Raw genomic sequence first — 25,373 nt, 5'->3', positions numbered from 1 at the left:
ACTAACAAGCCTTCTTGTACATAAGCAATAACTTTTAAAGAATATCATTTCTAAATCTAAAGGCAAACTGACTTTTCATTGTGTTTAATCTTTAAACAGTAGGAGCCTTATTCCTAATTTTATCTTGTTACAGTCACTTTACCATATCAGAAGTTTTCCTTATCTCTATTTAAATAAAGCCGTTGAAATTTTATGATTGTAAAATTTCAACGGCTTCGTCATTTTCTGCACCCCATCGTTGATTCAGTCTAAGATTCAATAGTTGCTTGCTTTATTAGCTAATATTTCTTTATTAATCCATGGTATTGAAGCAGTAGTAATCCTCTTAATTGGCTGCTTTTGTTTTGGTCGGATAGGTTTTTTCTCTATAGGCGAAATCTTCTCAGCTACAGCTTTTTTGGTTAACAGTTGTTCTTCTTTCTCGCCATTCATGTTTGAAGTACTACTAATGTCAACGTTATTTTTAATTTTATAATCAATCCCGCTCCAAACTTGGGAAATATCGTCGATGACTCGATTCCAATTATGATTTTTTTCTACAAAGCTACGACCATATTGACCCATTTCTCTACAAAGAGAAGGACTAGAAAGTAATTTGGATAAATGAGCTACAAATTCTCGAGGATCATCTGCTTGTTCAACGATAAACCCATTTTTTCCAATCTCGATTATTTCAGGGTTTCCTCCACGAGCAGTTGTCACAATAGGTAACCCAGCCGCCATTGCTTCATAATGTACGCGTGCTAACGGCTCTTCCCATTGAGAAGGACAGACGAATATATCGGCAGTAGCAAACCAGTCTTGAATTTCATCAGGATGAACAAAGCCAGTAGTTATAACAGGTATAGGAAGGCGTTCTGCAATCGCTTTAATATAAGCAATGTAATCAGTCATTCTATTATCACTAAAGCCTTTACTTCCCATTAAAACCAAGGCCGCATTAGGATGCTTTTTAGCCAAATCTAGCATGGATCGTAAAAGTATATCTGCTCCCTTGTTCACTGAAAGTCGTCCAGCAAATAAAATTACCTTTTTCGATTCTAGTTTGTGTTTTTGACGCATGGAAGCTCTAATCCTTTGACCCTTGACAGAATACGTTGGAACAAATCGCTCTAAATCCACTCCTGAATAAATCGTTTGAATTTTAGGTTGGGCATCGGGGTAAAGCTTTACTATTTCATTACCAATATAATTACTAATGGTAATAATCTTATCTAATTGATCAATTGCTTTCTGGGCTTCTTCAGTATCTATTTTTTCCCTCTTGAACATATCATTGTGCATGCTTAATATGAGTCGTGAGTTTGGTGCCACTTCCCGTATTGGTAATACTAAACGGGGGCGGTTAAAAATGTGAATTAAGTCAAAAGTATTGTTTTTAAGATAATCTACGACACCTTCCCTGTAAGTCTCCAATAATCCTCCTGGAACCCTTACATAATGAACACCATCTTTTATTTCTTTATCCGGTAATGTGTCATCGTTCTTTCCGATTATTGTAATAGAATGGTTTTTACTTAAGTTTGGAATAGCTCCAGCGATGAATGTTTGTATTGCTCCTCCTTTTACTGGTGGAACTGGGAGTTTTTCCGTACAGACTATTAGCACTTTCATTTCCTTTTTTCCCCTCTCCATTCTTTACGTAATTGCTCAAGAATTGGCCATTTGGTCTTATCTATTTCAACGATTCGCTGGACAATAGCATCCAAATCACTATTTAATGCTATGGTTGGTTCGAATAACATATCTTTTACATTTTTATAATATAAATTTGGTAATGAGAAATCGATCAAGAGAATCTCAAACAACTCGTCAGTGATAGGGTTAGCTTCATTGTACGCTTCTAGCATGCCTACAATCCAATCAATATCCCATCTTCCTAGATCATCCATAGAACCAGATATGAGTTTGCGTAAATCACGAATAGGCAAATCATAGGCTACACCATCAAGGTCGATGATCCACATACCTCCAGGTCCCATTTGTCCATTCGACCATCCATAATCCTGATGGACTAATCCCCATTCTTTATTTCCCTTTGCGACCAACTGTTGATAAGAGGATTGCTCCAGCATAGTCAATGCTTTTTTTGCTTGCTCCTCAAACATATCAACTGTACTTAAAATCGTCTTACTCGTGGGCATTTCTGAATATAAGTTGGCTACATTTTTAAACCAAGATATTTTTCTCACTACTTTTTTATATGCATTAGGCCATCGTAAAAGTCTTGAAGCATTCTCTGCTCCTTTAGGAGGAACATATCCTTTGGAAAGTTGATGGAACTCTCCAATAGCGTTACTCAATAGCTTTGCTCCTTCAATATCGGCAGATACTTGATATAGAGGTTCAATCCAATCGGCAACAAACCAGATTTTCCCTCCCATTTCCACTATATTGCTACCCGATTTTGTCTTTACAATCGGTGGTATTCTAGCCTTTTTTTCATTAACTAAATATTCCTGTGCACCAATGCTAAATAAACTCCTGGAGGGTTTCCGATGGAGTATTTTTAAACTTTTGGGTCCTATGCTCGTATTAATCTTCCATATTAGTCCACCCTTATCTGCCTTTGTTGTAATAACTTCCATGCTACTCACATTAAAATTGTATTGTTTAATCACTTGTTGAGCCATTTCTTCAATAAATGGTGGCACATATAAATCAGCTAATGTCTCATCTAAATCCCATGGTGTAATAAGCTGCTCCAAACTAGTCATTCCTTTCCTTGGGTAATTTGTCTTTACATCCTATTCACTTTGGTAAAAATAGGTTGGACATTTGTCCATATGAAAATGAAAAATAATGTGTATAAGCCCATGTAATAAAAGGTGAATCAAGAAGATATTTATTTTTAAGTTTGAATTCCTTTCCATTTAACTTGTTCAATTGGAATAAAAGTGTAACGAGTGAAGTAAAAGGGAGAATATGTAATAAGCAATATGGAGAAATTTGATGATAAGTGGCACTAAGAACAGAATTTCTTTGTGTGAGATGTGATAAAACACCATTCATTAACGTTAAATGCTTTAGCAAATTAAGAGTTGTCAGGGATATGTCAGACGGGGGATGATAGCACATCTTACTTTTAAAATTATGTAACAAAAGAGCATCAGTGTTTTTTATTTAAAACATTGATGTCCTTTTGTTTTTTTATATTTGTCATTATTTTTACATATCTATCAGTATATTGATAGATATGTAAGATGTCTTTACATGAGATTTATAAAAAATATAATGTAATTTTCTTTTGTTAAATAATAAAATGTGATGGAAAAACAGATATTTATTAAAAATTAATGAGTATAAAGATTTACTAATAAAACTTTATACTGAATATATTTAATTTATAAAAAATTTAGTCTTTTCATACAATTTCTTATCCACTATAATAAATGACAAGAAAACACTGAGACAACAGTGTTTTCTATTAGAAACAAAAGCTCTATAGTTGATTTGGTTTAAATGGTCTGAAAATTGAAAATAAGGGGGAAGGGTAAATGAAGAAGAACAAAAGGGCGTTACTGGCTATTATGTTAGTGCTAAGTATGTTTCTAGTAGCTTGTGGGAGTGGTGGTGGACAAGCGTCAGGAGATGGTGAAGGTGAACCAATTAAATTAGGCTTTACACTTGCTTTAACAGGCAATTTTGCTTTTATGGGTGAAGGGGTGAAAGAGGGGGTAGAGCTTTTCTTCGAAGAGAATGATTACAAAATTGGTGATAGACCAGTAGAACTTTTTTTCGAGGATGATGCTGGAGATCCTCAAAAAGCCTTGAAGAATTATCAACAGTTAACCCTGAACCAGGAAGTGGATTACCTTGGAGGAGGTACAATTGGTAGTATTTCATATGCTCTCACAGAAGCTGCTGAAAAGGATAAACGTGTACCAATCATTAATGTAGTCGGTTCAGGTAATAGCTTATCATGGGGAGACAAAAGTGATTATGTTTGGCGAATTGGTTTTTCCTCTCTCAATTATGCAGGCACATTAGGTGTTGATATGGCTGAGAATATTGGTAAAAAAGCAGTCGTTATCGCTTCTGATTATGTGGCTGGGCACGAACAGGCGACTGACTTTTCTGCTAATTTTAAAGAACACGGGGGAGAAGTATTAGATATTCTTTGGGCACCTTCAGGTACAAGTGATTTTTCTTCTTATATTAATCAAATCAAACAGCATGATGCTGATGCTGTATTTATGTTTATACCAGGTGCGGACGGTCCGAGATTTGTGCAACAATTTAAGGAATTTGGATTAGCTAAGAATTACGCTCTTGTCGATGGTGGTTCTGTTTTGAATGCCCCTTCAACAGTTGAAGCAGTTGATGATGCAGTAGTTAATGGTTATACACTGTCTCATTATCATGTGGGTTTAGAAAATGAGTTAAACAAAAAGTTCGTTGAAAATTATACCAAGAAGTATGATAAAGTGCCCGACAACTATGTTATTAACGGCTATGATACGGCCAAAGTTATGTCAGAATCAATTCAAAAAGCTGGTAGTACAGAAGTTGGGGATATTATTGAAACTCTAAAAGCTGGTTTGTCATTTGATAGCCCTCGTGGCCCAATTGAGTTGGATCCAAAAACGAATCACCCAATCCAAAATCACTATATTTTAAAAGGTGCCGAGAAAGATGGAGAAATCGTCTTTGAACTCGTTCGTACGTATGAAAAAGTGCAAATGCCGGCAGAAGATCCTGGATACGAGAAAGCAAAATAAGATTTAAAAGGGACTCTTTACCTGTAAAAGAGTTGTAAGGGAAAGGCATGATACTCCATCCATGCCTTTTCCAAAAAATATACAGAGGAAGTTATTTCTTCTAAGGTATTTATTCTGAAGGGAGTCGAACAAGTGGAATTTTTTATTGCTAACACCGTTTCAGGATTGGCGTATGCCATGTTGTTATTTTTAATGGCTGCAGGTCTCTCCATTATCTTTGGTTTAATGAAGATTATGAACCTTGCCCATGGATCTTTTTTTATACTCGCAGGATATGTTGCTTATTCGTTTTCTAGGAGCGGAATGAATTTTTGGTTATCAATGGTTTTAGCAGTTATTGTAATTTCCATTTTTGCTCTTATTATTGAAAAATTGCTTATATCAAGAGTGCATGGAAGTGAAACCGATCAGGTGTTGCTAACTGTTGGTCTCGTTTTTGTACTCGGTGATTTGGCGTTATGGATTTGGGGAGGTAACTTTCTCTCTATTCCAGTTCCAGCACTCTTTGACTATTCACTAGATTTTGTGGGAATGACATTTCCTGCTTATCGTCTGTTTGTCATTGCTATGGGTATTCTGTTTGCTTTCGTTCTTTGGTATTTTGAGGCAAAGACAAGAGTAGGAATGATTGTTCGAGCAGGTGTAGATGATATGGAAATGGTATCAGCACTTGGATTTAATGTGAAAATCATTTTTTCAGGGGTGTTTATCTTTGGTGCTGCTTTGGCTGCTTTCGGGGGTGTGCTAAGTGGACCTATACTTGGAATGTACCCGATGATGGAATGGGAGATTCTTGTTAATTCAATGATTGTCGTCATCATTGGTGGTTTAGGCAGTTGGAAAGGTGCTTTTATTGCTTCAATGATTGTTGGGTTTGTCGATATTTTCGGAAGAATTTATATGCCTACGTTTGCGATGGCCTTTATCTTCATATTAATGGTCGCAATTTTAATGGTTAAACCAACAGGTTTATTCGGAAGGGTGGAATCATGAAAAAAGCATTATTATCAACTATTCTTTTGCTTATGACTGTCTTAATTCTGCCTCACATCATTTCTCCATTTATGGTGTATTTATCAACAGAAATTCTTGTTTTCGCCATTTTTGCCATGAGTTTGGGTCTGATTATGGGTTTTGGAGGAATGCCATCATTAGGCCATTGTGCACTATTCGGTTTAGGTGCCTACACCGTTGCTATTTTGAGTGAATATACAGCAAATATCTATTTACTATTAGGTGCAGCTATACTAATTTCACTCTGTTTCTCACTCGTTACAGGTTATATTGCTATTCGTAATAAAGGAGTATTCTTCTTAATGATTACATTAGCTTTTACTCAAGTCTTATTTTTAATTACTTCAAGAATGAAGTTCTGGGGTGGAAATGATGGTTATAGTGCAAGTGTGACAGCTAATTTTGGTTTTGGGGAGATTACTTCTAATATCGGTCTTTTTTACATGATGGGATTTTTCTTTGTTCTTACTTATTTTCTCTTGAAACTTTTTGTTAATGCCCCTGCAGGCAAAGTGCTAAAAGGGATGATGGAGAATGAAGGCAGAATGATTGCTTTAGGCTATAACCCGAAGACTTATAAAATGTTTGCTTATTTAATTGCCGGTAGTATGGCAGGTTTAGCTGGAGGTTTATACATTTATAAAACACAATTTGTTTCTCCAGCACTCTTCAGTGTGCATATGGGGGCAGAAGTAATGATCATGGTTTTTATTGGTGGTATGGGTACGATTTTTGGTCCGGCATTAGGTGCTGGGGCATTTGTTTTCCTGCAAAACTATATTAGTACGATGACGGATCGCTGGCCGCTCATCTTAGGATTATTATTCATAGCAATTGTTCTTCTAAAAAGAGGAGGGATATTGCATCTCATCCAGTTTGTTTCGACATTTGGCTTAAAGTTATTTAAATCATCTCGGAATGCTCCTGTAGATAAACAAGTTAAAGGAAAGGAGCAAGCAAGCTGATGACATTATTGAAAATTGAAGACTTAAATAAATCATTTAAGGCATTGCATATCTTAAAAGGTGTCAATATTGAAGTAAATAAGGGAGAACGTCATGTGATTATCGGCCCCAATGGAGCTGGTAAAACAACTTTATTTAATTGTATTTATGGTACATTGCCATTATCTTCAGGAAAAGTTTATTTAGCAGGCAAACGTATTGATCATATTCCATCCTTTAAAAGAACCGAGAAGGGGATGGGGAGAACTTTTCAGAAGAATAATCTTTTTGAGGAATTAACAGTTGAAGAAAATGTGCGTTTAGCGATTATGGGGAAAAAGAAATATCGCCTCAATATGATTAAGCCTATGCAGAATTATAATGATTTAGCAGAAGAATGTCATAGGTTACTAAAAGAATGGGAAATGACAGAGCGACGTAATGTATTGGTCAAAGAACTTTCCTATGGTGAACAACGTTTATTAGAGATTATCTTGTCCTTGAGCACAAATCCGGAAATTATTCTCTTGGATGAACCGACCTCAGGTATGTCGCCAACAGAAACAAGTAGATTTGTTAAGCTAATCAAAAAAATTCCTGATCATATTACTTTGGTTATTATTGAACATGATATGGAAGTTGTGTTTAGTTTGGCTAATAAAATTACTGTCCTCCACCATGGGACAGCGATGATGACGGCTAGCCCTGAAGAAATTCGAGGAAATCAAATGATCCAAGAAATTTACTTTGGTGGAGGAGCGTTGAGTCATGATTGAGCTAAAGGAAGTACATTCTTATTATGGTCATAGCCATATATTACACGGTGTTAATTTAAAGGTGAATAAGGGTCAGTGTGTTGCACTTCTTGGTAGAAATGGTGCTGGCAAAACCACAACGATTCATTCTATCGCTGGGCTAGTTGTGCCTAAAGAAGGTACCATCCAGTTTAAGGATAAAGAGCTTGTTGGTAGAACACCAAACCATATTTCTAAAGCTGGTGTTGGTCTTGTCCCTCAAGGGAGACGGGTTTTTCCCTCTTTAACGGTGAAAGAAAATTTATTAATAGCTGAAAGAAAAAGTATATCTAGTGAAAAACAATGGACAATTGAAGAAGTTTATCAATTATTTCCGATATTAAAAGAACGTGAAGAGAATATGGGCAATGAATTATCAGGTGGCCAACAACAAATGCTAGCCATTGGCCGTGCGCTCTTACTTAATCCAGACTTCTTATTAATGGACGAGCCATCTGAAGGACTTGCACCTGTTATTATTGAACAAATCAAAAATATCATTTTAGATGTCAAGAAAACAGGGTTATCGATGCTAATCGTAGAACAAAATATTGATTTAGCCTGTTGTGTGGCAGATGAAGTGATTATTTTAAACAAGGGAGAAGTCGTTTGGCAAGGGTTTCCTGCTGAGCTATTGCATAATGATGAATTATTAAAAGTCCATTTAGGTGTATAAAGTAACGATGTATCATGAAATCGATTAAGTGTATCAAATCAATCACGAACAGTTGATGTTTTTGAACTGCTTCGTGATTATTTTTATATTGTTTCAAATTACCTCCTACATTATTTGAACTTTTTACAGTCGAAAATGTTCTCTCATTTTAAAAGGACCTTTGAATAGAAAGATGAATTTGATGGGTATCTATATTTATGAAAGAATATGGAATTATTTCAAAAACAACCGATATTAATAGTATAATTTACCTATTAAATCATTCGGGGGAAGCATTCATGAGTTTGTTTAAAAAAAGAACAAGTAAAAAGTTAAATGAAGAGGTTGAAGAAGGAAAGGGTGTATTGGACCTTGGTGACGCATCTAAGTTCACACAACAAATGGAATTAATTCAGTTAAGTGAAACTGATTTATGTCTCATAAACAAGATGCAGCCAATCATTCAAAAGAACAGTGAACAATTAGTTAATCAATTCTATGATAATATTTACAAAGAGCAATCACTTATTGAAATTATTGAAGATTATAGTACGGTAGAGCGCTTAAAAGGAACATTGAGGGTACATATTGAAGAAATGTTTGCCGGTATAATAAATGAAGAGTATGTGGCGAAACGGTTACGGATTGCTCACGTGCATGTGAAAATAGGCTTACAAACGAAATGGTATATGTCTGCGTTCCAAGGATTATTATTATCGATTATCCAGCTTGTAGAAAAGATGGAGCTTACTTCGCGTGATTGCTGTCACCTAATTGCTGCCGTAACGAAAATTTTTAGCTTTGAACAACAACTGGTTTTAGAGGCTTATGATACAGAAATAGAAACATTAAAAGCAAGAGAAGAAGAAAAGAAACAAGAAATAAGGGGAAATGTAGCAACAGAAACAGAAACCCTTGCAGCCATTTCTGAGGAAACTAACGCATCTTTCCAAGAATTAATCGCTCAAGCAGAAGAAGTAGTCGAGCATGCTGAAAAGGGGCAAGATTTTTCTCTAAAAGCAAAGGAGTATGCGGAAAACGGCAAGCAATTTATCAATGAACAAGGTGAGTTAATGTTGACGATTGTCGACTCTGTTGCAGAAATTAAACAAGATGTTAAAAGTTTATTGTATGTGATGGATGAAATGCATGAAATCACTACAATTGTAACGGATATATCGAGTCAGACGAATTTATTATCCCTCAATGCTGCTATTGAGGCCGCTAGAGCAGGGGAACATGGACGTGGGTTTTCGGTAGTGGCAGAGGAAGTGAGAAAACTTTCGGATCAAACAAGATCGTCTGTAGAAAATGTCTCACAATTAATCGCTAATACAAATGGACAAATTGATAAATTAAGTGAATCACTTCAGGAAGTAAGTAATACAGTCCAAAACGGTCAATCTCATATGAAAGCGACAGAAGAACATTTTGAATATATTGTTGGTACAATGAAAGATACGATGCATCAGAATCATAAGATTATGGAAGAAATCGATGGAATTGTTAACGTAGTCCATCTTTTAGGAAAAGGGTTTGAAGAGGTCGCGTTTACAGCAGAGAATTTAACCTCAATTGCACAAGATATGTGACGATTAGAAAGAATATTACATGGGTAAATGAAAAGGTATGCTAAATCCTTTATAAAAATGAGGACAGAAGTGTTGTTCAATCCAGTCTAGCTTTTTATCTTAAACTGTACAACACTTTCTATTAATAGAATCTGCTCAGCTATTTGGTCCTTTGTCTTTCTTTGATGTTTGGGTGTTTTTTGTAGGAGTTTTTTTAAATAGTATAAATCACGAAGAAAAAGAAATTGTTCCGCTGTTGTTAACATGATCAACACTCCTATTTATTTCTGTCCCTACTTATTTACCCATTTGTGTAAAAATCAAACAAAATTTATTTAAGTAAAAGCTAGGTACACATGGTTGTACCTAGCTTTTATTACTTTTAACAAATGTGTAAATAGCTGTCTTTTTATTCATGAGAAAAGGTAAAAAAGTTAATATAATTAGAGATAAGCCACTTACTAAGAATATATTTTGAATCCCGAAAAGGTGAATAAGATAGGCTCCCCCAAGAGGGGAGATGAAAATCGTTGAACTTGTTAATGATTGATAAATACCTGCAATGGCACTCACTTCGTCTTCCTGTGGAATTGTTTGTATACAATAGTTAGTAATAATAATAGATATGCCAGTTCCTATCCCGCACAAGACACCAAGAAGGAGAATATAGCTAAGGGAAAAGCCTTTTTCTAAAAAGCTAAGGCCAGTAAACCCTAAGCCAAGACTAAGAAGGGCAAAACTAAGCCATCTCTCTAAGCGCACAAACCTTTCTTTTTTACTAATGATATAGATTGTTAAGACTGAACCGCACCCAATGCTTGTAATCAATAGTGTCATATATGCAGGTTTTGTTGGTGCAACTAGTTGAAATAGCGCAGGGAATTGTGCGTCAACTAATTGGATAATGAACATTCCTACTATATTTAGTGACAAGACAATCATTAAAGTTGGAGCACGATATAAACTTTTCCAACTGGCTTTCCATTGATTTAAAAAAGTATTGTCAACATTTTCACGCGATGATTGTGAAAACGTTGCTTTTGTTTGTATGATTTTTCCTAAAGAAAATAATAAACAAGCAGAAATCATAAAAGCGAATGCGTTAAATAGTAGTAAATGTTTTGCAGGTAATAAGGTGAGTAATGCGCCACCTATTAATGGTGCAATGATTTTTGCTGCTTGATTCACACCTCCATTCCAGGAAACAGCCTTTAGTTTTAGATGAGCTGGAATGAGCTCATGAACTAAACCTTGTTGAGCGGGAAAGTGAACAGTACCAACAAAAGATCGGAGTGCCAATAAAATGAGTGCTAACCATGGAGTGTTTGCAAAGAATAGCAAAATTGTAAAGAAAACCGTTACTAAATCAGCACATCCCATAAGGATAATTTTATTGCGCTTTTGTACAAAGATGCCGGAAAATTGCGAAAATAAAACTTGTGGTAAAGCATAAGCAATGGGTATGAAAGCAAGTAGAAAAGAACTCGTTTGCCATACATATCCGAATAGGACCATAATCGCTACCATGTCAAACCATTGACCAATCATTGATAGGCAATAAGAGATAAATAACCTACTGTATCCTTTGATTTCCCAAATGGAACGCGCAACTTCTTGTGGTTGCCATGATGAAGGGAACTGCTGAGTGCGAGTTTCCACTGTACTCAGCAATTCTTCTATTTTGATTTTCGCTATTTCAAAAGTATAATGATCCATGGGTTATAAAACAAGTTCGCCAATATTAGTTACTTTTTGCTCATCATGATCTTGTAAAACATGTATTTCACCTTTAAAAGATTGACTGATCTTTTTCTTTAATATCACTTTTGTTGTTTCATCTACAACTAAAATATCCCCTGCTAAAATAATTTCTGAGATATGGTCCATATCTGCATGAGTTAACGTGTCATTTATTGTTAGTTGATCTTGGATGATTATCGTTGTTTGTGGATCTAACTGTTTAAAGTTAGTCGAAAACCATGTCTCCTCTTTTACTGCTATATAGTTTTTAACATAAACAAAAACTTCATTTTCGAGATTGGCTAATTTTTCAAATAAAATATCTTCTGTACCTTCTGGGCACAAGATATAAGATAAAGAATGAATAGAAGAGAATGCTTCATTCAATCCTTCTCTAGTTACAGTTGAATCAATAAATATAGGTTTGGTTGTATAAATCGATTGTTGTTTATATCTCTTAATATTATGTTTATTTAAATGGGTTTGAGTTGAGAGTACTTGATACCCTTTTGGGATCATGTTTTGGTTACCGTTAATACTTAATTTTCCTGAGATTAAAGGTTGTTGAAAATCATAATAACGAATCGTCCCGTTAATATCTAACCTCGCGATCTTTTCCTTTAATAATGTTAAATCAACATGCTCATCAATTGTTATTACTCCATTTACTAATAGATTTGTGCCTTCACCTAGCCCTTCTAAATATCCTGTTGTTAAATGAAGGTTTCCATTTTCTAATTTAGGTTCTGGCCCTTCATAACTGACTAATGTACCATTTGTTGTTAATAATTTGGATTGAATAGCGCCGTTCAAGTGAAATGGAGAGTAGATGATACCGTTGACAATAAATGTGATGTTTTTTTGCTGAAGTTCTTCCAGTGTAACATCTACATTCACAATGACTGCTCCATTGATAAGCACCGTTTCATTGTCATCTACAATTTTTAAATAAGCAGAATCCACCTTGTAGACACCGTTAGCCATTTTCACATTCTTCTCTACCATAATGGTTTGGCCAATATTTTTTATATTTAATTTTGGCACGAGGTATGCATTCTTTTGTGAATAGACGAGTAACCCTACATTATTAATCTTTTCTATTTCTTGAATGCTTTCTTCAGTCGCTTGAATAAGATTTAAAACCCCGACATTACTATATTTCTTTCCCATTATTATTGTTCCTCCTCTAAGATCTTTCGTAGTTTTTTCATTGCTTTTGCTAAATGATACCTAACAGTTGAAGCTGATAAACCAAGCTTTATAGCAATTTCATCACTTTTTAAACCAATCCAGTATTTTTTGAAAATGATATCACTTTCAATAGCTGATAATTGACTAAGTAACTCTACCATTTCAATTGAGGTTTTCATAAAGGTAGGTAAAATCACTTCTTCATTTTGATCAATATTCATTTCTCGTTTGAATTTTCTCCGCTGATCAATCAATTGATTTTTCATGACACGGTAAAACCAAGCTTTTTGCTTATATTTTGGCCAAGAAGACAAATCATCTAAATGCATGGCCTTTTCTAAAGCTTGTTGGATCAAATCCTGTGCTTCATGCTCATCATAAGCAATAGACGAAGCAAATTTATATAAATCATCGCGCAATGATAAATAAATAGATTGCAATACAATCACCTTTATTCCATGGAAAAGTAGTTTTTCTTCTTAGCTTCATATAGATAACGAAATAGATGCTGCAAATGTTGGTGGAAAATAAAAAAATTTGAGAAAAGTGCAATTTTGAACCCTTCATTTTGTACATTCCTAAATAATGAATGATATACATCAATTCTCTTCACCTTTACAATGACTGCTTGTCTGGAAACTTTTCCTTCCCTTAAAGCATACATCTTTTATTCGTCTTATGAATAGAACGTATTAATATTTAGAATTTAATAAATATACAAACAATGGTACGATAGATAGTAGTTATCTGATTATTTCTAAGCGCGATAAGGGGGTTTTTAAGATGAAGGTTTCACTTTTTGCTACCTGTCTAGTCGATATGTTTAACAGTAAAGCGGGGGTAGCAACTGTAGAATTATTAGAAAGGCTTGGCTGTGAGGTGGATTTCCCTGAAAATCAAGTATGTTGTGGTCAACCATCTTACAATAGTGGTTACGTAAAAGAATCAAGGGATGCAATGAAAAGGATGATAGAAACCTTTAGTCATTCTGAATATGTAGTTTGTCCATCTGGTTCATGTGCCTATATGTTTCATGAATATGAGCATATATTTAAAGACGATCCACATTGGGGGCCGCAAGCAAAAAAATTAGCTAAAAAAACGTATGAATTAACAGAGTTTATCGTTGATGTGTTAAAAGTTGAGGATGTAGGCGCAAGCTATCAGGCGAAAGCTACTTATCACACTTCCTGTCATATGACACGATTGTTAGGTGTAAAAGAAGCGCCGATGAAATTATTATCACATGTAAAGGGATTAGAGTTTACTGAATTGCCAAACAAAAGTCAATGCTGTGGATTTGGTGGAACATTTTCTGTAAAGATGGGGGCCATCTCAGAACAAATGGTAGATGAAAAAGTTGCCCATATTAATGAAACAGGAGCAGAGCTTTTAATTGGCGCTGACGGTGGCTGTTTAATGAATATTGGTGGTCGAATGGATAGAGTGGGTGAACCAGTGAAAGTGATGCATATTGCTGAAGTATTAAATAGTAGAACAGAAAGATAGGTGATTGATATGCCAATGAGGATTGGAAATGAGCAATTTACTGATCGAGTAGCGTCTGGTTTAGAAAATCGCTTTATGAGAGGGGCGGTTTCAGGGGCGCAAGATCGCTTAGAAGTGCGTAGACAGGATGCAGCAAATGAATTGGGTGATTGGGAAGAATGGCGAGCACATGGGGAAGAAATTAGACAACATGTATTAGAAAATCTAGATTATTATCTGTTTCAACTAAGTGAAAATGTAGAAAAGTTAGGCGGACATGTTTTTTTCGCGCAAACACCAGAAGAGGCTAATGATTACATTAAAGGTGTAATTAAGAAGAAAAATGCCAAGAAAGTAGTAAAGTCGAAGTCAATGGTGACAGAAGAAATTGATCTCAACCATCATTTAGAATCGGTTGGGTGTGAGGTCATTGAAACAGATTTAGGTGAATATATTTTGCAAATTGATGATCATGACCTTCCATCACATATTGTTGCTCCAGCACTACACAAAAATAAAGAGCAAGTAAGAGATGTGTTTACAAGGAAACTAGGTTACCAGGGAACAGATAGACCGGAAGAATTAACACAACATGCTAGGAAAATGCTAAGAAATGAATATTTAACAGCAGATATAGGTATAACTGGGTGTAATTTTGCCGTCGCTGAAACAGGTTCAATTTGCCTCGTAACGAATGAAGGAAATGCCGATTTATCAACTTCTTTGCCCGATACACAAATCACTGTAATGGGAATGGAGAGACTTGTGCCGTCGTTTACAGAATTAGAAGTATTAGTAGGAATGCTTTCTCGTAGTGCAGTCGGACAGAAATTACCCAGCTATGTTACCGTTTTAAGTGGCCCAAAAGAAGAGGGAGCAGTGGATGGCCCAGAAGAGTTTCATTTAGTTATTGTTGATAATGGTCGTTCAAATATTTTAGGTGGAGAATTCCAATCGATCCTACAATGTATACGCTGTGCCGCTTGTGTAAATGTCTGTCCCGTTTACCGTCATGTAGGTGGACATTCATACGGTTCTATCTACTCAGGTCCAGTTGGTGCAGTACTCTCTCCATTACTCGGTGGTTATGAAGAATATAAAGAGCTTCCTTATGCTTCCACATTATGCGGGGCGTGTACTGAGGTTTGTCCGGTGAAAATACCATTGCATGACCTTCTTCATAAACATAGGCAAGTCATTGTTGAAAAAGAAGGAAAAGCCCCCATATCTGAAAAGTTAGCGATGAAAGCTTTTGGTCTCGGAGCAGCTTCTCCTGCTTTATATAAAATGGGTGGGAAATTTGCCTCAAAGGCTGTTGGGCCATTTTCTGATGGGACAAAGCTCACAAAAGGTGTCGGTCCATTAAAGGCGTGGACGGAAATCCGTGATTTTCCTGCTCCGCAAAAGGAAAGATTCCGTGACTGGTTTAAACAAAGGGGCAAGGAGGAAAAGAATCATGGCGATTGAAAATAGAGAAATATTTCTTAAGAAAATTGCAGCACGATTAGGAAAAGAAGAAGTAAGGAAGAAGATAGAAAAACCCGAGTGGAAATATGCCCCGCAAAAGCGGGTGTTAAGGGGGGCATCGCAGTCCGAATTAATTTCGGTCCTAAAGAACCAATGCAAATTAATTCACACGGACTTGATTGAAACAAATCTATCAAACTTACCGCAAACATTAGAGGACCGAGTGTCAGATTACGGCGGTGAATCCATCGTAACTTGGCGTGATAGTAGATTAAAAGCATGGGGAGTTACAGCCAAGCTTGAAGAATTGCATAAGCAAGGGGTAGCGTACTATGAATGGAATCATGAAGTTGAAGTAGAAAATATCGCAATAGCTGAAAAAGCAAACATCGGATTAACGATTAGTGAGATTACCCTTGCAGAATCGGGAACTGTCGTATTATTTAGTGATAAACACAAAGGCAGGACAGTCAGCTTCTTACCGGAAAAATCAATTATACTTGTACCTAGAAGTTCTATTGTACCGAGAATGACACAAGCAGCGGCCTATATCCAGGAAAAAATAAAAGAAACAGGAGTCATTCCTAGTTGTATTAACTTTATAACTGGACCAAGTAATTCTGCTGATATTGAAATGAACTTAGTCGTCGGTGTACATGGACCCATAAATGCAACATATATTATTATCTCTGATTTATAAGATTACTGAGGAACAAGGGATTATGCAAAATGAGAATCCGAACAAATACTAGGGATTAGTGTTTGTTCGTTTTTTTTATGAAATGGATTAGTTTTCTTCATTCGGTTGTTTGTTATTATTTTCGTCAATGCGCTTCTCTAGATTTCCTCCCACGCAATTATCATACATATATACAATTATTAGAAATGGCCATTTTTTTATTCTTATCCGCCCTTATTTATTTTTTAAATATAATTTTTTGGTTTGTTTCCGTTCTTTTAGTGGTACATTTATTTTAAAGAAAGAAATCATTGTTTCTTCTTAAATGTAGGAAAAAAATAATTATTCGCAAAATAATTTTTATTGCTAATTTATGATATAATGACCATGTAAAAATTAATAGACAAGGAGTAATCGCTATGCTGAAAGATCTATTTATAGGCTTATCTCAAAATCAATTTTTAAATAGTGCAGCAAAAAAATATGGTTTAAAACTGGGTGCTCAAAGTGTCGTTGCGGGTACAAATATTGAAGAAGCGATTGTTAGGATTAAGGAATTAAATGCCCATGGTATCGCATGTACAGTCGATAATCTAGGGGAATTTGTTAATCAAAAAGAGGATGCGACTGCAGCAAAAGAACAAATCTTAGCAGTTGTTGAAGCGATTCATGAGCATGAAGTCGATGCCCATATTTCGTTAAAACCATCTCAATTAGGCTTAGACATTGATTACTCCTTTTGTTTGGAGAACTTAAAAGAAATAGTAAGTAAGGCTCATGAATATGGCATCTTTATCAATTTTGATATGGAGGATCATGGCCGTTTACAACCTTCATTTGATTTATTGGATGAATTATCAAAAAGTTATGATAATATAGGGACTGTTATCCAGGCCTATTTTTATAGAGCAATAGAAGATATAGAAAAATATAAAAATTATCGTTTACGTATTGTAAAAGGTGCATATAAAGAACCAACTGAAGTTGCTTATACTGCGAAAGAAGAAATCGATAGCAACTATATTAAACTAATAGAATATCATTTATTACATGGTAAATTCACGTCTATTGCAACACATGATCATCATGTAATTAATCATGTGAAGAAATTTGTAAAGGAACACGATATTGCAAATGATCAATTTGAATTCCAGATGTTATATGGATTCAGAAAAGAAATGCAATTAGAGCTTGCGAAAGAAGGCTATAATTTTACCACATATATTCCGTTTGGTGATGACTGGTACGGCTATTACATGCGACGTCTCGCAGAAAGACCACAAAACATCAACCTCGTTGCAAAACAAGTATTTAATAAAAAGACAAATACCATTCTTGGTGTTGCTGCGGGTGCATTCTTACTCGGTAGATTATCTAAAAAGAAAAAATAAACTGATATAATAAAAGGTTCCGAATAGGAGCCTTTTTTTGATTATAGAAAATAGAACATAAGGAACCCCTATATTTAATAGGGGTTTCCTTATGTTAATTTTAGAGCAATTTTTCAATGTCACTTGTTATTTTTTCAGGTTCGGTTGTTGGTGCGTATCTGTCGTATACCTCCCCATTCCGGTCAATAAGAAACTTAGTGAAATTCCATTTAATATTCTTTGAAAGTACACCTTTCTTCTCTTCTTTTAAATAAGCAAACAGTGGATCTGTGTTATCACCGTTTACATCTATTTTTGCAAACATTGGAAAGGAGACACCATAATTCACTTGACAAAACTCTGTTGTTTCATCGATATTTGCGAATTCCTGGTTGTTAAATTGAGCACATGGAAATCCAAGGATGACAAAGCCTTTTTCTTTATACTTTTCATATAGCTCTTGCAATCCTTCAAACTGAGGAGTAAGACCGCACTTACTTGCCGTATTAACGATTAGGATTACTTTTCCTTCAAAATCTTTTAACTGTTGAGTATGACCATTTGTTTTTTTTACTTCAAAGTCATAAATCGTTTTCATTATTATTCCTCCAAACATCAAGTAGGTTTATTTTAGCCGACTTTACTATTTATAGGTAGGATTCCGCTTGTTCATTGAAAAGCATTGATTCGCTTAATTCTTTTCTTACCCTATTAATATGGTTGTTCATTAATTGCCGCGCTTCATTACCATTTCCTGATGCAATTGCTAGATAAATATCACGGTGCTCTTCCATAGTAGATTTTTCCCGTTTATTGTCTTCGGCAAACCGGTTTGACCTCGTTACTTTTATAGTATTTTTCATATGTTCAGTAAGGTTAGTCATAAGTTTAATAAATATAGAATGGTGTGACGCATAAACGATATGTAAGTGAAATTGAAAATCCGCGTGGATGCCGTCTTCGGACGTGGATGCCGTTTCCATCGCTAAAAGCGAATGGCGGATATTGGCTATATCTGTTGATGTCGCTCTAGTTGATGCCAATCCAGCACACTCCACTTCTAAAACTTTTCGTAAATCTAACATTTCATATATATTTGTCTTCGGATTAGCAGAAAGGATAGGTGCTTCAGAAGTTAAACAATCAACTGATTTAATGTATGTTCCACTCCCTTGCTTAATCTCTAACAGACCTTTCATTTCTAAAATTTTCAATGCTTCTCTAATTGATGTTCTGCTAGAGGAAAAGAGAGTTGCAAGTACTCTTTCAGGGGGGAGGCGATCTCCTGATGAAAGTTTTTGGTTGATAATATATCCTTCTAATTGTTCTGTAATAATCATATGTGTTTTTTTCTTTTGCGACATGATTTCCACTCCCTTTCATATCATCATACAAAAAAAGGGAAAATGCAGCAATTTTAAATTTTTAATTATTGATTTTTTTGAATTTTCTTGTACAATGAGAACATGTTAGACCAATTTTCTCAAAATTCAATAATTGGTCTGTGCAATTTTGATTTGTAAGGAGAGAGACTAAACAATGAAAACAACAGAGGGCAGTCAAACGAATAATCAAGAATTAGTAAGCGCTTTATTGAGCTTTTTAACAGATGAACAAGTATCTATTAATGAAACCATTCTTAACTTACATAGTAAAGATGAATCCTATCATAAAGGTAGTCATCCTGATATTGTTGTTTATCCCAAAAATGCTAGTGAAGTAAGTCAAATTATACAAAAGGCGGGAGAATTCCAAACGCCGATTATTCCTTTCGGGGTTGGGTCGAGTTTAGAGGGACATGTCATTCCTTACAAAAAGGGAATAACGATGAATTTTACTGAAATGAATAGAATTTTAGAAGTAAAGGAAGAAGACTTTTTAGTAAAGGTTCAACCTGGTGTGACTCGTTCGCAACTAAATAAAGAGTTGAAAAAATACGGTTTGTTTTTTCCAGTTGACCCAGGTGCTGATGCTACATTAGGCGGAATGGCAGCAACCAATGCAAGTGGTACCACTTCTGTTAAGTATGGTGTAATGAGAGATCAAGTACTAGATTTAGAAGTGGTTTTAGCTAATGGGGAGATCATACATACCGGTAGTTTAGCCGCCAAATCTTCTTCTGGCTATCATTTAAATGGATTATTTGTCGGGTCAGAAGGGACTTTAGGCTGCTTTACTGAGTTGACGTTAAAAGTGTACGGTATTCCAGAATTCCAAATGGCTGGTAGAGCAACCTTTCCTACAATTGATGATGCAGTTGGTGCTGTAGTTGGCATCCTACAAGCTGGCATTCCGATTGGCAGAGTTGAACTGGTAGATGAAGCTTCAATTAATCAAGTGAATCTTTTTAGTGAGACTAATTACGAGATTAAACCAACGCTATTTTTAGAATTTCATGGTAATGAAGCTGGGCTTCAACAAGATGTTGAATTCATGAGAGAAATTGTAGCTGATTTCCATTGTCAAGATATAACATTTGAAACAGATACGGCTGCTCGTAATCTTTTATGGGATGCAAGACATAATTTAGCCTACGCTTATGTGCATGGCTATCCAGGTAAGAAAATGATGGTAACAGACGTATGTGTACCGATCTCAGAATTAGCGGGTGCTGTTACATATGCTAGAAAATGCCTAGATGAGATTAATTTAATTGGTGGCCTGACAGGACATGTAGGAGACGGAAACTTCCATTCGCTTGTGATGATTGATTTGAATAATGAAGAAGAAGTAAACAAAGCCAAACATTTCAATGAACAACTTGTCTTGTATGCCTTAGAAAAGGGTGGCACTTGTACTGGCGAACATGGTGTTGGGGTAGGAAAAATGAAATATCAAGAACAAGAGCATGGGAAAGCATTAGAAGTGATGAGGAACATTAAGAATGTTTTAGATCCAAATCACATTTTAAACCCAAATAAGGTTATTCCTTTTAATTTGGAGGAGGAGAGTTAATTGAAGATTCTGGAGGCGGTTAGTAATCTCGCAGGAAAATATTTCGCTTTTCTTGTTATTATTGCAGCAGTTGTGGCTTATCTATATCCACCGTTATTCGTAGTCTTCGGCGGATACATTACCTTGTTACTTGGCGTAGTCATGTTCGGTATGGGTTTAACTTTAAAACCGGTGGACTTTAAATTAGTATTTTCTCACCCACTCCCTGTTTTACTGGGTTTTGTGGCGCAGTTTACAATCATGCCTTTGATGGCTTTCGCTATTGCCTACCTTATGCAATTACCGGCAGAATTAGCAGCAGGCTTAGTACTATTAGGATCAGTCCCAGGTGGTACAGCTTCTAATGTAATGGTGTATTTAGCAAAAGGAAATGTACCATTATCGATAACTATGACATCGTTATCCACTTTGATTGCACCAATAGCTACACCGCTCATACTTTTAGCTCTAGCAGGTCAATGGATGCCCGTTGATGCGTGGAGTATGTTTGTATCAATTGTTCAAGTAATTATCGTTCCTATTATACTTGGTTTAGTAGTGAAGAGAATATTCCCGGTTATCGTAGAAAAAAGTATTAACGTTGTTCCACTTATTTCTGTTACAGCAATCATTATTATCGTAACTGCTGTTGTAGGAGGGAATGCTGAGAAAATTGCTTCTTCTGGGCTTTCTGTCTTTATTGCGGTGATGCTCCATAATGCAGCAGGTTTACTATTAGGATATATGGCTGGCGTGGTTTTCAAAATGGATGAAGGTACGAGAAGAGCGATTGCTATTGAGGTGGGCATGCAAAACTCAGGGTTAGGTGTTTCACTAGCAACTGCTCACTTTGGTCCAGTTGCCGCTATTCCAAGTGCTTTAGGTGCTGTTTGGCATAATATATCTGGTCCTATCTTAGCTACGTACTGGTCCAAAAAACCAGCAAAAGAAAAAGAGGTAATCACTAAAGAAACAAAAGCAATTTAACTATATACCAATAATAAAAGAGCATCCACTACGGATGCTCTTTTTTAAAAATAAGAGAATATACTAGTTTACTGTACAACAGCGATAATTCCTTGTTCATCGTCAAGTACGAGGTTTATACCTGCATATGGATCACGATTAAGAAATTCATCTAACCATAATCTTAATGCTTCGATCATATTCGCTGTAATCAAGACTTGCTTACGGCCGCCAACATGAGATTCGGCAGAGAAACCATAATCGTCATCATACATGAGCTCAATTTCGACTTCTTCTAGCTTCACTTGTTTTTTACGAGAAATGTACACACATAATGCATTGACAATATCTTGTTCAGGAATAATTAATTGTTCCATGGATTTGGTTCCTGTTTTTTCTTTTTATCTTTAATCATCGTAAAGATTTTACGAATAATCATAATGACAAAGACGATAGCTAAAACATTGACAAGTAAACCAAGAATACTACCTAACATACCCATATTTCCAAACAGGCCGCCAAATAATAATCCTGCTAGTCCACCTAACATAAGTCCTTTCATTAATCCGCCAGAAAAGAAACCACCATTATTCTTTTGTTGTTGATTTGTAGCTGTGTTGTTTTTTTGTTGCTGATTATTTTGAACGTTCGATTGGTTGTTATTGTTTGTCGTGCTTTTATTAAAGTTTACACCTTTTTTACCTGATTTATAAGATTTCGCCTCAACAGTTGAAACCTGGTCTTGGAAGATTGTTGTTCCTACTGGTGAAAAGACAAGTGCTGCAGTAAGTATAGCTGCAAAAATTTTCTTCATTATCTATAGTTCCCCCTAATAGTGTATTACTACTTATTATATCAAAATAGGTTAACAATTTGTAAGCAAAATTAGATTGTGCGTTTTTTGACATAAATGATTTAAACGGTTATTCATTGCAATGATGATAGAAGTCAGCTATAATTTTCGCGATATAGATAATTTTCAGAAAGGTTGTGTTTACTTGAACATATACTCACTTGCGTTTGCAAAAGAAAAGGACCAACAAGATCAACTGGCAAAATATCGTAAGGAATTTTACCTGAGAGACGATTTAATATATCTAGATGGCAACTCTTTAGGGTTATTATCTAAAAGAGCTGAAAAATCACTACATGAAGTAATTCAATCCTGGAAGGAATACGCAATTGATGGTTGGACCGAGGGAGGGGCTCCGTGGTATTATATGGCCGAAACAATTGGGGAAAGCTTGGCCATGCTCGTAGGTGCTAAGAAAGCAGAAGTTATCGCATCAAATTCTACGACAGTTAATTTGCATCAAATATTAGCTACCTTTTTCCAACCAAAAGAAGGTAAAAATAAAATTATCGCAGATGAGCTAAACTTTCCGTCTGATATTTATGCGATCAAAAGTCATCTTCGTATGAGAGGCTTTTCAGAAGAACAATTCATTAGTATTAAGAGTAGAGATGGTCAATTTATTCGCGAAGAAGATATTATTGCAGCGATGAATGAAGAAATTGCACTGATTATTTTACCAAGTGTTTTGTATCGAAGTGGACAGATTCTAGAAATGAAAAGGTTAGTCGAAGAAGCTCATAAAAGAGACATACTAATTGGATTTGATTTATGTCATTCAATTGGTGCCATTCCCCATTCATTAACAGAATGGACTTTGCCTTTTGGTGCAACTATAAACATCTAAATGGTGGGCCTGGTGCTGTAGGTGGTTTATATATCAATGAATGTCATCATGGAACAGCTCCTGGCTTGGCTGGATGGTTTGGTTCTCATAAACAGAAGCAATTTGATATGGAACATGAGATGACTGTAGCAGATGACGCAAGTGCATATCAAATGGGCACGCCACAAATTTTAAGTATGGCCCCATTATTGGGAGCGCTTTCTATGTTTGATGAAGTAGGGATTAATGCTATTAGGCAAAAGTCATTGCAATTAACAGATTATATGATGGACTTAATTCACAATGAATTAAAACCTTTTGCCTTTCAACTATACAACCGAACAGATGAGAGTAGAGGGGCACATATTTTACTTGGGCATAAAGAGGCTGCGAGAATTTGCAAAGCTTTAAAGGAGGAAGGTGTTATTCCTGATTTTCGCATGCCAGATGGGATCCGTTTAGCCCCTGTGTCCTTATATAATTCCTTTGAAGATGTTTGGCGTGCAATAAACATATTGAAGAAAATCATGGAAGAGGAAACATATAAAAAGTTCGAAAATATACGAGGAGTGATTGCCTGATGGGACATTGGATAGATATTTCTCAGCCACTGCACAATGGGATGGCACATTGGCCAGGAGATGAGGCTTTTTCTTTTAACTTATCTGCAACGAGAGAAGAGACTGGTTCGGTTAATATTGGTCAACTGTCTACAAGTATACATATCGGTACCCATGTAGATGCACCGTTTCATTTTATAGAAGATGGTAAAAAGACAAATGAATTAGATATTAATTTGTATATTGGTAGAGCTAAATTGATTGATTTATCAGGTGAAGAAAGAATCACGACTGCCCTATTAGATCAATTCCCATTACAGAATGTAAAGCGACTATTAATCAAAACGAGTAGTGAGCCTAAGCCAAAGCATTTTCCAACAAGGGTCCCTGTCATCAGTGAAGATGTCCCGTTATATTTAAAAAAATGTGGGGTGGAACTGATTGGTGTTGATTTTCCGTCAGTGGATGAATTGGATAGTAAAGCATTACCTATTCACCATAAGCTCCATCAACATAATATTCATATACTAGAAAATATCGTTGTTCATGATATTGCACAGGGAGACTATGAACTGATTGCTCTTCCACTAAGAATTGAAGGCGGAGATGGCAGTCCAGTAAGAGCAGTAATAAGAAAATTAGAAGGAGGGGGTGCATGATGACAAAAAAACAGGGGCAGCCCCCGTTTGAGAATGAAAAGGGGATACACACCGCATTCGATGAGAATATGACATATGGTGAATACTTGCAACTAGATCAAGTACTGGGCGCGCAAAAAAGGTTGTCTGGTCACCATGATGAGATGTTGTTTATTATTATTCACCAAGTATCTGAATTATGGATGAAACTTATCTTACATGAAATTCAATCAAGTATTGCGGCCATTGAAGCTGATGACTTGTCGACAGCACAAAAATGCTTATCTAGGGTAACGAAAACACAATCACAAATTATACAAGCTTGGGACGTTCTATCTACTCTTACACCATCTGAGTATATCGAGTTTCGACCTTTCCTCGGACAAGCTTCAGGCTTTCAATCTTATCAATATCGTATGATTGAATTCGCGCTAGGGTATAAAACACCGCATGTGCTGAAAATCTATCAAAAAGATGCCGACTTGAAAAAAGAGTTGTTGAAATCATATGCAGCAAAAAGTCTCTATGATGTGAGTATCCATTGTTTACAGCGTAATGGTTTAACAATTGATGAGACGATACTTTGTAGAGATGTAGAAGATACTTATGAATATAATGAGTCGGTAAAAGAAGCATGGAAATCGGTGTATTTAAATAACGAGAAGTATTGGGAGCTCTATGAATTAGCAGAGAAACTAATAGATATTGAGGATTCGTTTCAACAATGGAGATTTAGGCATATGAAAACAGTAGAGAGAATAATAGGCTTCAAGAAAGGTACAGGTGGCTCATCTGGCGTCGGTTATCTAAAGAAAGTCATCGATCAACAATTCTTTCCTGAGTTATGGATGATTAGAACAGAATTATAAATGAATAAATAGTAATAGTCCAAAAAGCCCTTTATATCATTTGATGACAGGGGCTTTTTTCTACTTTTATAGCAAATTGTTACGTAAACAAAT

The 25,373-nt window shown here is 35.7% G+C and carries 24 protein-coding genes and 1 pseudogene; 15 read left to right on the top strand and 10 right to left on the bottom strand.

All coding sequences use genetic code 11. The features are described from left to right. Positions 1-255: 255 nt before the first annotated feature. Together MKX29_RS02085 and MKX29_RS02080 are read right to left on the bottom strand one after the other, a co-directional pair. A complete protein-coding gene (locus MKX29_RS02085) occupies positions 256-1,614 on the bottom strand; it encodes a glycosyltransferase family 4 protein (protein WP_341103662.1) in 1,359 nt (452 codons plus the stop codon). Then, complete coding sequence (locus MKX29_RS02080) at positions 1,611-2,708, bottom strand: CotS family spore coat protein (RefSeq protein WP_444507177.1); 1,098 nt, start codon at positions 2,706-2,708, stop codon at positions 1,611-1,613. The genes MKX29_RS02085 and MKX29_RS02080 overlap by 4 nt, the downstream gene beginning before the upstream one ends. A 789-nt stretch (positions 2,709-3,497) precedes the next feature. Here MKX29_RS02080 and MKX29_RS02075 point away from each other — a divergent pair. The 6 genes from MKX29_RS02075 (at position 3,498) to MKX29_RS02050 (ending at position 9,720) form a co-directional block, all read left to right on the top strand. Further along, on the top strand, positions 3,498-4,721 hold the full coding sequence (locus tag MKX29_RS02075; RefSeq protein WP_289433208.1) for an ABC transporter substrate-binding protein: 1,224 nt from the start codon (positions 3,498-3,500) through the stop codon (positions 4,719-4,721). 132 nt (positions 4,722-4,853) lie between these two features. Continuing rightward, positions 4,854-5,714, top strand: coding sequence for a branched-chain amino acid ABC transporter permease (locus MKX29_RS02070; protein ID WP_224935586.1), 861 nt, complete (start codon positions 4,854-4,856; stop codon positions 5,712-5,714). Next, positions 5,711-6,700 (top strand): branched-chain amino acid ABC transporter permease, encoded by a 990-nt coding sequence (locus MKX29_RS02065; RefSeq protein ID WP_289433211.1) that lies wholly within the window; start codon positions 5,711-5,713, stop codon positions 6,698-6,700. Before MKX29_RS02070 ends, MKX29_RS02065 begins: the two co-directional genes overlap by 4 nt. Beyond that, the gene (locus tag MKX29_RS02060) at positions 6,700-7,455 is read left to right on the top strand and encodes an ABC transporter ATP-binding protein (protein WP_251163084.1); all 756 of its coding nucleotides are present in this window, start codon (positions 6,700-6,702) and stop codon (positions 7,453-7,455) included. The genes MKX29_RS02065 and MKX29_RS02060 overlap by 1 nt, the downstream gene beginning before the upstream one ends. Then, positions 7,448-8,149, top strand: coding sequence for an ABC transporter ATP-binding protein (locus tag MKX29_RS02055; RefSeq protein ID WP_224935592.1), 702 nt, complete (start codon positions 7,448-7,450; stop codon positions 8,147-8,149). Before MKX29_RS02060 ends, MKX29_RS02055 begins: the two co-directional genes overlap by 8 nt. A gap of 278 nt (positions 8,150-8,427) precedes the next feature. Then, positions 8,428-9,720 (top strand): globin-coupled sensor protein, encoded by a 1,293-nt coding sequence (locus tag MKX29_RS02050; protein ID WP_224935595.1) that lies wholly within the window; start codon positions 8,428-8,430, stop codon positions 9,718-9,720. A gap of 86 nt (positions 9,721-9,806) precedes the next feature. Here the strand turns inward: MKX29_RS02050 and MKX29_RS02045 are convergent, their stop codons facing one another. From MKX29_RS02045 to MKX29_RS02030, 4 genes are all read right to left on the bottom strand, one after another. Beyond that, the gene (locus MKX29_RS02045; RefSeq protein WP_224935597.1) at positions 9,807-9,965 is read right to left on the bottom strand and encodes a hypothetical protein; all 159 of its coding nucleotides are present in this window, start codon (positions 9,963-9,965) and stop codon (positions 9,807-9,809) included. A 100-nt stretch (positions 9,966-10,065) separates the two neighbouring features. Next, entirely contained in the window at positions 10,066-11,415 is a 1,350-nt protein-coding gene (locus MKX29_RS02040; RefSeq protein ID WP_341103654.1) for an MFS transporter, read from the bottom strand. 3 nt (positions 11,416-11,418) lie between these two features. Then, entirely contained in the window at positions 11,419-12,609 is a 1,191-nt protein-coding gene (locus MKX29_RS02035; protein ID WP_224935601.1) for a hypothetical protein, read from the bottom strand. Positions 12,610-12,611: 2 nt separating this feature from the next. Beyond that, positions 12,612-13,079 (bottom strand): RNA polymerase sigma factor, encoded by a 468-nt coding sequence (locus MKX29_RS02030; RefSeq protein WP_224935604.1) that lies wholly within the window; start codon positions 13,077-13,079, stop codon positions 12,612-12,614. A gap of 334 nt (positions 13,080-13,413) precedes the next feature. Between MKX29_RS02030 and MKX29_RS02025 the strand changes: the two genes are divergently transcribed. From MKX29_RS02025 to MKX29_RS02010, 4 genes are all read left to right on the top strand, one after another. After that, on the top strand, positions 13,414-14,139 hold the full coding sequence (locus MKX29_RS02025) for a (Fe-S)-binding protein (RefSeq protein WP_224935606.1): 726 nt from the start codon (positions 13,414-13,416) through the stop codon (positions 14,137-14,139). A 9-nt stretch (positions 14,140-14,148) separates the two neighbouring features. Next, on the top strand, positions 14,149-15,585 hold the full coding sequence (locus MKX29_RS02020; protein WP_095370056.1) for a LutB/LldF family L-lactate oxidation iron-sulfur protein: 1,437 nt from the start codon (positions 14,149-14,151) through the stop codon (positions 15,583-15,585). Continuing rightward, positions 15,575-16,285, top strand: a complete 711-nt coding sequence (locus MKX29_RS02015) for a LutC/YkgG family protein (protein ID WP_341103650.1) — start codon at positions 15,575-15,577, stop codon at positions 16,283-16,285. Before MKX29_RS02020 ends, MKX29_RS02015 begins: the two co-directional genes overlap by 11 nt. A 398-nt stretch (positions 16,286-16,683) precedes the next feature. Continuing rightward, positions 16,684-17,655 (top strand): proline dehydrogenase family protein, encoded by a 972-nt coding sequence (locus MKX29_RS02010; RefSeq protein WP_224935611.1) that lies wholly within the window; start codon positions 16,684-16,686, stop codon positions 17,653-17,655. Between the two features lie 100 nt (positions 17,656-17,755). On the opposite strand, the gene MKX29_RS02005 is transcribed toward MKX29_RS02010, so the two are convergent. After that, on the bottom strand, positions 17,756-18,232 hold the full coding sequence (locus MKX29_RS02005; protein WP_224935615.1) for a glutathione peroxidase: 477 nt from the start codon (positions 18,230-18,232) through the stop codon (positions 17,756-17,758). A gap of 49 nt (positions 18,233-18,281) precedes the next feature. Next, entirely contained in the window at positions 18,282-18,998 is a 717-nt protein-coding gene (locus MKX29_RS02000; protein WP_224935617.1) for a FadR/GntR family transcriptional regulator, read from the bottom strand. 175 nt (positions 18,999-19,173) lie between these two features. Between MKX29_RS02000 and MKX29_RS01995 the strand changes: the two genes are divergently transcribed. Beyond that, positions 19,174-20,589 carry an FAD-binding oxidoreductase gene (locus MKX29_RS01995; protein ID WP_341103647.1) on the top strand — a complete coding sequence of 472 codons (1,416 nt, stop codon included), beginning with the start codon at positions 19,174-19,176 and terminating at the stop codon, positions 20,587-20,589. Continuing rightward, positions 20,590-21,555: a bile acid:sodium symporter family protein gene (locus MKX29_RS01990; protein WP_341103645.1), complete on the top strand. Its 966-nt coding sequence runs from the start codon at positions 20,590-20,592 to the stop codon at positions 21,553-21,555. A gap of 68 nt (positions 21,556-21,623) precedes the next feature. On the opposite strand, the gene MKX29_RS01985 is transcribed toward MKX29_RS01990, so the two are convergent. Continuing rightward, the gene (locus MKX29_RS01985) at positions 21,624-21,911 is read right to left on the bottom strand and encodes a YxcD family protein (RefSeq protein ID WP_224935623.1); all 288 of its coding nucleotides are present in this window, start codon (positions 21,909-21,911) and stop codon (positions 21,624-21,626) included. Next, positions 21,899-22,348, bottom strand: coding sequence for a hypothetical protein (locus tag MKX29_RS01980; protein WP_095370049.1), 450 nt, complete (start codon positions 22,346-22,348; stop codon positions 21,899-21,901). The genes MKX29_RS01985 and MKX29_RS01980 overlap by 13 nt, the downstream gene beginning before the upstream one ends. Positions 22,349-22,538: 190 nt before the next feature. On the opposite strand from MKX29_RS01980, the pseudogene kynU reads away from it, so the two are divergent. From kynU to kynA, 3 genes and pseudogenes are all read left to right on the top strand, one after another. Then, a pseudogene (gene kynU, locus MKX29_RS01975) lies at positions 22,539-23,794 on the top strand (kynureninase). Continuing rightward, positions 23,794-24,432: an arylformamidase gene (kynB, locus tag MKX29_RS01970; RefSeq protein WP_224935629.1), complete on the top strand. Its 639-nt coding sequence runs from the start codon at positions 23,794-23,796 to the stop codon at positions 24,430-24,432. Before kynU ends, kynB begins: the two are co-directional and overlap by 1 nt. Beyond that, a complete protein-coding gene (kynA, locus tag MKX29_RS01965; RefSeq protein ID WP_445662687.1) occupies positions 24,429-25,280 on the top strand; it encodes a tryptophan 2,3-dioxygenase in 852 nt (283 codons plus the stop codon). Before kynB ends, kynA begins: the two co-directional genes overlap by 4 nt. Positions 25,281-25,373: the final 93 nt, after the last annotated feature.

Source organism: Cytobacillus sp. FSL R7-0696 (assembly GCF_038006865.1).
Classification (GTDB): domain Bacteria; phylum Bacillota; class Bacilli; order Bacillales; family Cytobacillaceae; genus Cytobacillus; species Cytobacillus kochii.
This window is presented reverse-complemented; position numbering and strand designations above follow the sequence as displayed.